10 protein-coding genes are annotated in these 12800 nt (G+C 49.7%); 1 reads left to right on the forward strand and 9 read right to left on the reverse strand.

The window, feature by feature from the left end; translation table 11 throughout:
• Positions 1 to 382: 382 nt before the first annotated feature.
• Positions 383 to 694: a hypothetical protein gene (locus tag VIM72_RS04235; protein ID WP_332001619.1), complete on the reverse strand. Its 312-nt coding sequence runs from the start codon at positions 692 to 694 to the stop codon at positions 383 to 385.
• 386 nt (positions 695 to 1080) lie between these two features.
• Between VIM72_RS04235 and VIM72_RS04240 the strand changes: the two genes are divergently transcribed.
• Positions 1081 to 1383, forward strand: a complete 303-nt coding sequence (locus VIM72_RS04240) for a hypothetical protein (RefSeq protein WP_332001620.1) — start codon at positions 1081 to 1083, stop codon at positions 1381 to 1383.
• A 53-nt stretch (positions 1384 to 1436) separates the two neighbouring features.
• Here the strand turns inward: VIM72_RS04240 and VIM72_RS04245 are convergent, their stop codons facing one another.
• From VIM72_RS04245 to VIM72_RS04280, 8 genes are all read right to left on the reverse strand, one after another.
• Entirely contained in the window at positions 1437 to 3077 is a 1641-nt protein-coding gene (locus VIM72_RS04245) for an FAD-dependent oxidoreductase (protein WP_332001621.1), read from the reverse strand.
• Positions 3078 to 3088: 11 nt separating this feature from the next.
• On the reverse strand, positions 3089 to 3826 hold the full coding sequence (locus VIM72_RS04250) for a GDSL-type esterase/lipase family protein (protein WP_332001622.1): 738 nt from the start codon (positions 3824 to 3826) through the stop codon (positions 3089 to 3091).
• A gap of 2 nt (positions 3827 to 3828) precedes the next feature.
• On the reverse strand, positions 3829 to 5256 hold the full coding sequence (locus tag VIM72_RS04255) for a RagB/SusD family nutrient uptake outer membrane protein (RefSeq protein ID WP_332001623.1): 1428 nt from the start codon (positions 5254 to 5256) through the stop codon (positions 3829 to 3831).
• A 17-nt stretch (positions 5257 to 5273) separates the two neighbouring features.
• Entirely contained in the window at positions 5274 to 8588 is a 3315-nt protein-coding gene (locus VIM72_RS04260; protein ID WP_332001624.1) for a TonB-dependent receptor, read from the reverse strand.
• Between the two features lie 48 nt (positions 8589 to 8636).
• Entirely contained in the window at positions 8637 to 9836 is a 1200-nt protein-coding gene (locus VIM72_RS04265) for a FecR family protein (protein ID WP_332001625.1), read from the reverse strand.
• A gap of 80 nt (positions 9837 to 9916) precedes the next feature.
• Positions 9917 to 10519, reverse strand: a complete 603-nt coding sequence (locus tag VIM72_RS04270; protein WP_332001626.1) for an RNA polymerase sigma factor — start codon at positions 10517 to 10519, stop codon at positions 9917 to 9919.
• A 121-nt stretch (positions 10520 to 10640) separates the two neighbouring features.
• Complete coding sequence (locus VIM72_RS04275; RefSeq protein WP_332001627.1) at positions 10641 to 11876, reverse strand: glycosyl hydrolase family 88; 1236 nt, start codon at positions 11874 to 11876, stop codon at positions 10641 to 10643.
• A 3-nt stretch (positions 11877 to 11879) separates the two neighbouring features.
• Positions 11880 to 12791, reverse strand: coding sequence for a DUF5017 domain-containing protein (locus tag VIM72_RS04280; RefSeq protein ID WP_332001628.1), 912 nt, complete (start codon positions 12789 to 12791; stop codon positions 11880 to 11882).
• Positions 12792 to 12800 lie beyond the last annotated feature (9 nt).

Genomic DNA, 12800 nt, shown 5'->3' on the forward strand with positions numbered 1-12800 from the left:
ACTTAATTCCATGGCGTCATTCTGTTGAATAAATACGAAGACCAATGCGCTAAAAAATAGTGGTTACAGTTATTACATCACCATCCCTGCAAGTGCAGCAATTTCATTCTAATTTTATGCCTCTCACAAGAGAGGTTATTCGAAAAAGATTATCTTCATCTACTTCATTATACAACGACCAATAATTTATCAAATCTGCAAAAATTACTCTCTCAGATTCCAGTATGGATTTATTTTCATCCCATCTATCATCATTTTCCAAATTATTCTCATTTAAAAAATCGTCATAAGACGCAAGTATCAGAGACATCACAGCTATAACGTAGAAATTAAGGAATTAATGAATAAGCTGTTAAACCCAGATTTACCACATCCTGGCAGTCTAATCTTTCAAAGTAATATACTTACAATAAAAGGTCATTGAATTCTCCGCAATAGCAACCCGGTACTTAATACCCTCCATTTGTACACCAGATAAATCCTCTATAATTATAGAAGATTTATCTGAACAAAAATAATACTCCGAATTTACATTAATACCAGACACATTCTCAAAAGCTATAGTCTTTATACCAAACTGTGCTGAATTAATTTTTATAAGAACTTCCAAATTGCTGTCCAAAATGGTAAAATTTTCAATAACTATCTGAAGAATCTTAAAATGACTATTTAATACTTCAATTATATTTTTCATGATCGAATTAATGAATTCATCAACCTGCAGCTGATCCATTCCAGGTTTGTGACCAATTGACTTTATTTTTGGATTTTAGGTAAATACTGGAGCACAAATTTACTTATAACAACCCCTGTATTCCTTCTCAACCCAACTTCCCCCCTCCCCCAACCGTTAATTACTACTAACCAACGTTAAACAGTGTTAAGAACCCCAACCGTTCAAACACCCCTAAACCCAATATTATCAAGCCATACCAGGCGCCAACTTATCCTGCAACTACTTACCATCCTCTTCTCCCCCTTAAACTTCCATTCCCTCCCGCCATCTAAAAAAAATATGCTGAACCGATTCCTGGGTTACACCGGGAATATTAATTCATTCAAAACTAAAAACACACAATTATGATGAAGCATTTTCTTGTAGCAGGTTTGTTAATGACAACACTGGTTTCTGTAAAAACTTACGCGCAACAACCACAGCAGCACGACCGTGAAGGATTTTTTAAGAAGATTGATACAGACGGGGATGGTAAACTCAGTAAAGCGGAAGTGGATGCAGCGGCGAAAGATAATAAGCGGCTTTCCAAATTAAGCGAAAACTTCACCGCTATTGATACCAACAAGGATACTTATCTCGACAAAGACGAGCTGAAGGCATATAGAAAAAGCCAGGGACCACGCAAAAAAGAGGACGGTAATAAGTAACACTAAAAAGAGGGAGTTTTTCAACATAGAAAGACTCCCTCCTTTTTTATTTACTACTCCAGCCGCTGCTTGTCTTTCATCAACTGTGCCCGCAGCTTTTCATAACTGATATCCTGCACCGTTTTTTTATCGGCTATGGCCTGTACCGCAGCGGTGGCGGCGCTCTGGCCAAGGATCATAAACACCGGCTCCATGCGGATGGAACCAAAGGCAATATGCGAGCTGGACATACATACCGGCACCAGCAAGTTCCCACATTCTCCTTTCTTCGGCACAATAGCGCCATAGGAGATCCGGTAAGGCTGCTTAGCGTCCACGCCTATATCGCCTTCATTCTGCACAAAGCCGTCGGGTTTTACATAACGCTGTGCATTGTGCGCGTCCAGCGTGTAGGAGCCCATGCCTACGGACTGGCTCACCGGGCGTTTGCCCAGTACTTCGTTCTCCGTCATTACGCTCATACCCGTCATGCGCCGTGCTTCACGGATATACAGCTGGTGCGGCCAGTTGCCGTTATCCTTAAACTCGTCGGCAGACAGGCCCCATTTGTTCATGGCATCCTGTACGTCTGATGGTATGCGGGGATCGTGGGCGATGAAATACAACAGCCCTTTCTGGTATTGTTCATGCTCTTTGATAATGGCTGTCCTTCTTTCATAAGAAGCATCCGGGTAATCATAGTTCATCCCGATGTTATCCATGCTGAAAGGGCCGTGGTTATTCACGTCTGTTTTGTGGTTGGGAATGGGATCGAACTTATTGAAGGTTTCCCGCCAACCGGAATTGAATACACGCACCAGCAGTTCATACTGCGTAGAGTCGTAGCCGTTAGGCCGTTCAAAGGGCACCCTGTTGCGGGGGTCATTGGTGAGGCACAAACGGAAGCAGTAAGCCTGTATCCGTTTATCGCCATCGCCTTTTTTACCGGGGTCATCGCCGGAAACGAGGGGTAGCAGCCCACTGGAGGAATCGCCCGCTATTTTGTAGGGGCTGATGTTTGTTTTAAAGTGATGGCCGTGGTGCAGCACACCCACCTGGATACCGTTCCATTGCTCACCGTACACGCTGTTGGCTTCACGGCCCACGTGGTAGCTAACACCGGCAGCAGCCATGAGGTCGCCTTCATAGGTGGCGTCAATGAACATTTTGCCGGCAAAGGTTTTCCCGCTGAGAGTGGTGAAGGTTGTGATGTTACCATCTTTTTTGATCAGCCCTTTTTCGCGGTCCAGCCATTCATCCCGGTATACCGTGATCTTGTTTTCTTTTATAAAATCTTCAAACACCTGTTCCGCTACATGCGGCTCAAAGATCCACATGGTGCGTTCTGCGCCGTCCATCGCTACTGTTCCCTGGCCTTTGTTGCCGTATTCCTGCTGTTGCTGCCAATGCCAGGCATCGGGCTGCTGGTAGTGCTGGTATACGCGGTGGTAGAACTCACGCGACAACCCGCCTATAACGGATTTGTTGCCGGTATCGGTAAAGCCCAGGCCCCCCGAGGAAAGGCCGCCCAGGTGTGTGTCCGGAGATACAATGATGACAGACCTGCCCATTTTTTTCACCTGCACGGCAGCAATAACAGCCGCGGAGGTGCCGCCATAAATAATAACGTCAGCCGTCATTTTCGCGGGAACCGGCACAGCAACTGCGGATAAGGAGTAAACGGATACAGCAATGCTAACGAGGAATTTCTTCATAATTTATTTTTTCAGGAACCAAGCAATCTTTTGAGGGTGGCGGGATAACTTCTACCGGATACGCCGCCATCGCCCAATGTAATACTATCTCCAAAACAAACCACTTTGCTATGCGGCAGCTGCAACTGCATGATCGCCTCATACACCACAACGCCCATCAGGCGGTATCCTTCGGGAGTGGGATGCAAGCCATCCGTTTTCCCGCTGTTAGCTTCATTACGGAGAAGGCTATCCGCATCGGTACCTATATTACCTGTTTTTTCAAAAACATGGTGCATGTCCAGTACCGGTAGTTTATTGTCTGCCGCGATTTTACGGATCACATTATTCACCTGCCGGTTCCGCTCCTGGTACCCTTCAGGCTCGTAGAACTCCTTCTTGTGGCGGGTGAACAGGTAAGGCTCGTAAGCTGGCAGGATGGTCATCAGCAGCACCTGGCTGTTGATGTTCAGGATCTGTTTAACCATACTGCGGACATTCGCCTCATATTGCGGTAACGGCACATACTTCACGCTGTTCATGTCGTTGGTACCTGCCATCAGAACGGTAAGGTCAGGCCGGTGCGATAAACAATCCTGGTCGATCCGTTTTAGCAGGTCAATGGTATTGTTGCCGCCAACACCTGCATTGATCACCTGCGGATCTACTGCCGGCAATGGTTTCACGGCATCCTTCCAGGAAAAGTATTTTTCCTGGAAAGCTGCCGATGTAGTGAGCAAACCTGTTTGTAAAAATGTTCTGCGATGCATTATCAATAATCAGGGTTTTGTGTCAGGTTCTTATTTACATCCCGCTCTGTTTGAGGGATGGGATACAGGTTATGTTTTTCCAGGACAACAATACTTGCATTCTGCGCTTTCATCGCGCTGGCCAGCCGTTTGGTCCTCACGAGGTCGTACCAGCGATGCCCTTCAAAGGCCAGCTCCAGGCGTCTTTCCAGCAGCACGCTGTCGCGGAATGCGCCCTGGCTCAACCCGGGCAGCAGGTCTGCAAGACCGGCCCTTCCCCTCACCCGGTTAATTGCCGTATAGGCTTCCACGTTACCAGCGGCCTGCTCATTCAGCGCTTCGGCGTACATCAGCAGCACATCTGCATACCGGATAATGGGATAGTTGTTGCTGCCTTCCCCTGTAGCTGTGGCGGAAGGGTCCAGGTATTTACATATATATCCCGGGAAAAGAATATTAGCCGGCGCCGGAGGTGTGGTAGTGGCAGAATAAAGCCTGATGGTCACATCCCTGCGCTTGTCCGCCAGGCTATAGGCATCATACAGGTTCTTTGTAGGAGGATCGTCGCCAAAGCCTGAAACACCATTTACCTTATCGAAACCAGGCCGCATATAACCCTGCATGAAGCTGCCCTCTCCTACGCCGCCTCCCAGCGCCTGCACTTCAAATACCGCTTCTTTACCGTTCTTGTTGGCAATAGCAAATGCATCTGCAAAATTAGTCCAGAGGTCATACACACCCAGGTCTATTACTTCCTTGCACTTGGCGGAGGCTTTTGCCCAGTCCTGCCGGGTCAGGTAAACCTTCGCCAGGAAAGCTGTTGCCGCACCTTTGGTGGCCCTGCCTTTGTCGGCGCCCGTATAGGATGCCGGCAGCGCTTTCTCTGCATCAGTAAAATCTGCTACGATCTGCTGGTATACTTCGTCTACCGTTTTCCGGGATACTGCCAGGTCACTGAGTGAGTTGGTTTCCTGCAATACCACCGGCACACCGCCGAATAACCGCACCAAAGTAAAATAGTAAAAACCTCTCATAAATTTTGTTTCAGCCAGCAGGCGTGTTTTGAGCGCATCATCCATAGAAATGGCTGGTACCCGCCCCAGCACGGTGTTGGCGCGGTTGATGCCCTGGTAGCACGCGCTCCATACCACCTGGAAAGTAGTGGTAGCCGGCGTGAAAGTATATTTGTCCAGATCGTTCTTGGACTGGTTCACCGTAGAGCGACCACCGCCCCATTCGGCATCGTCCGTAGCCTGATCCATCAGTACCCACATAGATTGGTTATACAGGCTGGGGGTGTTCAGCAGGTCATATACGGAATTAACGGCCGCCTTTGCGTCGTCCGCATTCTTGTAGAAATTGGCTGGTGTAAAGCTGGACTGCGGCACCTCGTTTAGCTTTCCGCAGGATATACCTGCTATCAACAGTAAAAAAAGAATGAACTTTTGCATATACAGAAATATTTTTGTTAGAAGCTGACATTTAACCCAAAAAGCACGGTCCTTGCGGTTGGATAGCTGCCGTAGTCGAAACCCTGGCTGCGGCTGTCCTGCCCAAAGCGGTTCACCTCGGGGTCATAGCCGCTGTATTTTGTCCAGGTAACAAGATTCTGTACGCTCGCGTATGCACGTATGGAATGCACCTTAATGGCATTCAGTACGGAAGCGGGCAGGTTGTAGCCCAGCTGCAGGTTCTTAAGCCGCAGATAGGAGCCGTCCTCAATCTGTCGTGTAGAGATACGGTTTGTAGGACGCGCATTAGTGGCGCGTGGAATGTCCGTATTGGTATGCGTTGGCGTCCAGCGATCAAGCATATCCCGGTCCTGGTTGATGGTGCCGTTGAGATACTCCAGCTCAAACCGATTCGCGTTCAGGATCTTGTTGCCATACACGCCCTGAAAAAAAACGCTGAGGTCAAACCCGCCGTAGGAGAAGGTGTTGCTGATGCCACCCGCAAATTTGGGCTGAACATTACCAATAATGGTACGGTCTGCATCGTCTATTTTCTTGTCGTTGTTTAAATCCTTGTACCTGCGGTCGCCTGGTTTCTTCGCATTCGGATCCGCCAGTGCGGACAGTTCTTCTGCAGACTGGTAAATACCATCGGTTACATAGCCGTAGAAAGAGCCCAGTGGCTGACCTACACGGATAATACCGGAGTTGACATTCTGCGCAATGTTAGCCACTTCTCCGGCAAATATCTGCGGAGCGCCCCCAATGTCCAGCACTTTGTTACGATTGATCACATAGTTGATATCCGTAGTCCATTTGAAAGCGCCGTCAAGGTTCACCGTGGAAAGGCTAAGCTCTATCCCCTTGTTCTCCACCTGGCCCAGGTTCTTATAAGCGCTGGAATAGCCGGAGGTGCTGGGGATAGTTACATTCAGCAACAGGTTCCTGGTTCTTTTCAGATAGGCGTCTGCTGTGAGACTGATCCTGCTGTTGAACAGGGAAATGTCAACGCCCAGGTCGGCCTGCGAGGTGGTTTCCCAGGAGAGGTCCGGATTGGCGATCTGGTTGGGGCCAATACCGGTGGCCACTGTGTTGCCCAGCACATAATTCTGGGTACCCAACAACGAGAAGGCGGGATAGTTACCGATACCATCCTGGTTACCAGTGGTACCATAGGTAGCCCTGACTTTCAATTCGCTGATCTGTTTCACGCTTTTCAGGAAAGGCTCTTCGCTCGCCCGCCATGCCAGTGCGGCAGAAGGGAAAAAGCCGAAGCGCTTGTTGGCGCCAAACCGGGAAGATCCATCCGCACGAAAAGAAGCGGTGATTAAATACTTATCGCGATAGCCATAATTCACCCTGCCCAGGTAAGACTCCAGCCCCCATTCGCCAATGCCTGAAGAAGGGGTCACAGGAATGGCGCCTGCCCCCAGGTTGCCTGAGCCCAGGTTATCATTTACAAAGCTGCGGGCAGATGAAGAATTGTATTCTGTGTGGTTTACCTGTTGGGTATAACCTACCAGGGCAGTAATGCTGTGCACCTGGTTGAATCTTTTCGTATAAGTAAGGGTATTCTCATTCAGCCAGGTAATGTTCTGTTCATTGTAGATATAGGCTACACCACCCTGGGAGAGGCCACTGGCCACACTTCGCGGGAGGTAATTATCTTGCTTTTGCAGAATGGCGTCCGCGCCGAACATCACCCGCAGGCTAAGTCCTTCGAGTATTTCGTATTCGCCGAACACATTACCGAAAACACGGTAGGCGGTATTGCGGTTCCTGGAATCCTGCACCAATGCTACCGGGTTATCTGCCGGGAAAGTAAGCTTGGGATCATTAATCAGGTATTTACCATCCTTATCGTATGGGGTAAGAAGTGGAGGAAACTGCAGCGCAGCCATTGTTGCCAGACCGGCAGAGCCCAGGTTGCCATCAGACTTGGCCTGGTTACTCGCCGTGCGACTCACGGTGAGGCTGTTGCCTATCTTGATCTTGCTGGTTAGCTTCCGGTCGATATTTACGCGAAAGGAATACCTGTTAAAGTCAGATCCTTTGATGATCCCCTGTTGAGTGAAATAGCCAGCGGACAAGGCGTATTGCGTTTTTTCATCCCCACCACTAACAGATAACTGGTAATTGGCGATGGGAGCTGTGCGGAGTATTTCGTCCTGCCAGTCGGTACCTTTACCAAAAGCTGTTACCTGGTCTGGTGTGTATACGGCAGGCAGGCCATCATTGGTATTGGCTTCATTGACAAGCTGTGCGTACTCGCTTCCGTTCAGCACCGGGTATTTCCGGCGTATGTTCTGCGTGCCGTAGTAGGTATCAAAATTAATAACAGATTTACCCGCTTTTCCTCTTTTGGTAGTAATGATCACTACGCCGTTGGCTCCCCTGGAGCCATAGATGGCTGTGGAAGAAGCATCTTTCAGGATATTGATGGATTCAATATCTGCCGGGTTGAGAGTACTCAACACGTTAAAGGCGGAGCCAGTGCTTACGCCGGCATTTTTGAAGGGAATACCATCTATCACGTACAGCGGCTCGTTGTCGCCCTGTATGGAGTTACCGCCACGGATACGGATAGTGGTGGAGGAGCCTGGAGCGCCGGAGTTCTGTGTTACCTGCACGCCGGCGGCTCTTCCCTGCAAAGCCTGGTCCAGTGAAGTAACGGCTACTTTCCTGATTTCTCCCACGGGTATAGAAGCAACGGAACCGGTGAGATCACTCTTTCTTACCTGGCCGTAACCTACTACCACTACTTCTCCCAGGGCTTCTGTATCGCCTTCCAGGATAACGGTGATGTTATTCTGACCTGCGGACAAAGTGATTTCCTTTGATTTGAGCCCCAGCGCGGAAACTAACAGCACGGCCTTCTCCGGTACATTAGTGAGGGTGAATGCACCATTTACATTTGTGGTGGTGCCGCGACCGGTGCCTTTCACCTGCACAGTGGCCCCGGGTATTGGCTCACCTTTTTCATTCACCACTTTGCCCTGTAAGTTGTCGATGACGGGTTGCCCCGATCCCTGCTGCGCGGGCGATGTTGTTTTACGGCTGATGACCACTGTATTGCCCTGCAAAGAATAACGCAGTGGCTGGTCTTTCAGCATCATCTTCAGCGCTGTTTCCAGCGGTGTGTTATTAAAGGTAACGGTGACTGGTTGGGCCGCGGCCATGTCCTCGTTGCGATGAAAGAATACGTAACCTGTCTGTTGTTTGATCACGGCAAACATCTTTTCCAGCGGAACATTTTTCCCGCTGAAGGTGATTTGCTGGGAGTTACAGACGGCAGTAGCTTTCAGGAAAAAAAACAAGAATAGCGATAGCATTAATTTGTACATAACATGGAAGATTGGTTGATAGGTTTATTTACTTATTTATTCCGGCAGTATGATGATATGCCTGTCATGCTCTATTTTAAAATGCACCCTTGCCTGCTCCAGCGTTTGCAGCGCCTGCGCCAGGGTTAGACCTTTCCCGATCTCCCCGGAGAAGATTCCCTGCGGCACACCGCCGGCATAGCTTACCTCTACGTTGTACCAACGGGAAAGCTGTCGCATAATAGTTTGGATATCCGCGTCCACAAAAGAGAAGTAGCCGTTTTTCCAGGCAATCACGTGGTCCGTGTTCACCTTGCTGACAGCAATGGCGTCAGCGCCGCGAACAACAGCGGCTTGTTGCCCGGGTTGCAAAAGTGTTGCTTCCCTGTTCACGCTTACTTTTACGGCGCCATCCAGCAGGGTGGCGTTCATGGTACGTTCATCATCATAGGCCATGATGTCAAAGCTGGTGCCCAGCGCCAGCACTTCCAGATTATAAACGCGTACTTTGAACGGCTGTCCTGCTTTCTTTGCGATCTCGAAATATCCTTGTCCTTTCAGCTCTACTACCCTTTCCTTTCCAACAAACGCCGTGGGATATTTCAGCCTGGAATCCGCGTTCAGCCATACTTTGGAACCATCTGGCAGCACCAGCTGGTATTGTCCGCCGCGGGGCGTGGCCAGGGTATTGAATCCCGCCGCAGCAGTTGCGCCGTTTACATCATATTGCAGCCGGCCGTTCTGCAGATGGATGGAGGTATTGCCCTGCTGCATCACGCGCCCGGAGGCGCTGTCCAGCGCCACGGTGGAGCCATCCGCCAGGGTGAGCATGGCTTTATTGCCTCCGGGTGGTACATCTTGTTTTAAGATGTTGTGATGAGCTATGGCGGAAGGAGTGGGTGATCGTTGCAGGTAAAGGTATCCCATAGCGCCCAGTCCCAATGCTACTACAGCAGCGACAGCGTAACGCCAGCGGTATACCCTGCGTACCGGGATAACCGGAGTGCGGCTTTCCTCCTCCTGCTGATCTGCAGGCAGGCGTGTATTGATGAGAAGATGTTCCAGTTTGGCTTCGGCATCCGGGATGCCTGCTGCACCGCGACTATTGCGCCAGTGCTGTTCCATAGCCAGGCGCAGGGCGTCGTCCGAAGATCTTTGCTTCACGGCTGCCAGCAGCTCTTCCAGCTCTTCGCGCGTGCAGGTGTTGGTAACATAACGTTCGAACAGGAAGGTTACCCTGTTATCTGTTTCATTCATACGTGGATGGCAGGGAATAGCTGCCTTTAATAGCCAGACGCTGGAAAAAGGAGGAATAACTAATCGATCTGAAAAAAAATCTACACTTTTTCTGAAACCACATGCAGGAGGGTAAATACCATCACCAGGTTAAGATGATCGGCCAGGTATTGCTGGATGAACCGTTGGGCTTCGGTGATATGATTGTTGACAGTGTGCCTGGAAAGGGACAGCCGCCCGGCGATTTCTTTATGGGAAAGCCCTTCCTCCCGGCTTAGCTGGTATACTTTCCGGCGCTGAGAGCTGAGCAAGCCAATTGCTTCCCGGAGTTTTGTTTCATATTCTTTTATCATTACCTGGTTGTCGGCTTCCGTGGCATCCGCCATCTGGATCTCTTCCCACAGGAGGTCTACCAGCTGCGGATTCCGGCTGGCAGCACGCAGGAAGTCAATAGCGCGGTGGTAGGCAACACGGAACATAAAAGCCTCGAGATGCTCAATACGGGGCAGCAGCTCTCTTCCCACCCAGCATTTGGTGAGTACGTCCATCACCACTTCTTCCGCCACCTGCGGAGATTTGATGATGGTACGGATATAATGGAACAACCTGCCCTGCCATGCATGGAAAAAACTGCGGAAAGCGGCTTCGTCGCCTTCCGAGATCATTTGCAGCAGTTCCTTATCAGTATGTAGTCGCTCTGGCATGTGAGTAAACCCTGTTCCCTCTTGTCGTAAAAGTAGTAAAACGACGGCAGTAAATAACACTAAAAGAACAGGCGCCCGGATAACCAGGCGCCTGTTCTTCTTTATACTATGTTTATCTTACTCAATCAAGTGAAGCCCTGTAGCGCTCCAGTGCTTCCATAAAGTAATAGTCAGCATACACCAGCGGCACATCGATCTCTGCATTATGCGGGATGCTTCCTACGCTATGCATCAGCATAAAATTACCGTTCTTCCCTTCCGGCGCCCTGTACGCGGCACTTGCCAGCGAATGCAGTATGGCGATGGCCGCTTTACGGTATTGCTCTCCCTTGTTTTTATCTACATAACCACTCAGTTCAAATAATGCAGACGACACAATAGCTGCTGCCGAAACATCGCGATACTTTGTTTTTATGTTGTTGGCATTGGAACGTATGCCTGGCTTATATCCTGCTTCTGCTGCATTAAAGTCCCAATAAGGAACTTTGTCTTCCGGAAGATTTTTATTATCCAGGAACCAATCCGCCATACCGGCGGCGGTTTTGAGAAAACGCGGATCATGCGTTTCCCGGTAGATCATGGTAAAGCCATAGATGCCCCATGCCTGCCCGCGCGACCAGGTGGAATTGTCTGCATAGCCCTGTGCGGTTTCGCGGGCCAATACCTTACCATTGGTGGTATCATAACATACAACGTGATAGGAGCTGTAATCGGGCCGTACCTGGTTGTGCATGGCTGTTTCAGCATGGCTCACCGCTATGTGGCGGAAGCTGGTATCGCCGGTTTCCCTGGAAGCAAAGAACAGCAGTTCCAGGTTCATCAGGTTATCGATGATCACAGGGTAGTAATACATCTGCTGGCCATGCCATGATTTGAAAGCATTCCAGGATTTAATGCTCCGGGTTATTGGATTAAAGCGCGTGCTGAGTGAGCGGGCGCCCTGGATCAGGATATCGCGGTATGCTTTATTGCCGGTAAGGCGGTAAGCATTGCCATAACTGCAATACATCATGAAACCGAGATCGTGGTGTTGGGTAAAATCTTTCAGCGGTTCCAGTTTCTCCGTCCATTTAACGGCCTCCTGCTGCCATACGGGATCCTTGGTTTGCTCATAGGCATACCAGAGCGAGCCCGGGAAAAAACCGGGCGTCCAATCGTACATAGAGGTAGTGATCATTTTTCCCTCTTTATTGGTTGTACGTGGAAAAGCCAGTGGCTCGCGCGATTCCGTATCCTTCAGCATATGCTTCAGCTGTTGCCTCGCAAAGCCTGCATTACTGTCTACAAAGTCTTTCTCACCGCCGCCGTTCCAGACGGTAAGCCCGGCGGTGAGAATAAGATAAAGCAATGGTTTCATGTGCTATGGTGTCACTTTTATGATAAATTCCCTTATTACACGTTTGTCTTCATCCAGCGTGTGGTTAAATGCTACAAAAGTAGCCTTGTACACCCCCGGGGCGGGATATACGTATGCATATTCGGCTTTATCCGGTTCGTTGATGCTTTTGATGCCTGTGGCTACATCTCCCGGAACACGGCCTGCATACAGTGGTTTGGTAACCACCCAGCTGGTATTGGAAGCCGCACTGCCGCCACCGCCGGTGATTTTGAGATCGGAGGCGGATGCCGTCCAACGCCCGTTGGATGGGTTCCATACACTGCCATAACGCGTCCAGTAAGCTACGTCTGTTGAGAAAGAGCTTAACAGCACCGTTTTTTCCGGCAATACATTGTTCACTGCCAGTTCGGTGATCGTCCAGGTGCGCTGTGTTGACCCGGTTACGCCGCTGTACCGGAAAGCAATAAAGAGCGAATCGTTTTCATTGGCCAGCAGGTCTGTCAGGTCGGCAGTGCCGAAAGGCACTACCGTAGCGCTGGTGGCCAATGCGCCGCGGTTACTGATATCCGTCCATGCAGCATTCACTACCGTTGCGGAGTCGAGGCCGGCCAGCTTGTTGGTGGCCAGCACCTGCAGGGTATTCTTTTGGGTACCAAATTCTGATTTTGAAGAAAAGCTAAGGGTGATGCGACCCAGTTTATAAGCAGCGGTGCGGCCATCGTAACGCTTGCCGGGCTCACCCGAATAGAAGGTGATATTACCTACTGTACCATTGAATTTAAAACGGGTGGTATCGCCCAGGCGATAGGTGAAAGTATCAGCTATCAACCGCGCAGGATCAAGAGTTACATTAAAATCCGGTGAATCTACTTCCAATGTTTTGGAACAGGCCACTGCAAAGAAAGATACCAGTATGAGGAATGATTTTTTCATGTTTGTTTT

It is taken from the genome of Chitinophaga sp. (genome assembly GCF_036569185.1).
Lineage (GTDB): Bacteria > Bacteroidota > Bacteroidia > Chitinophagales > Chitinophagaceae > Chitinophaga.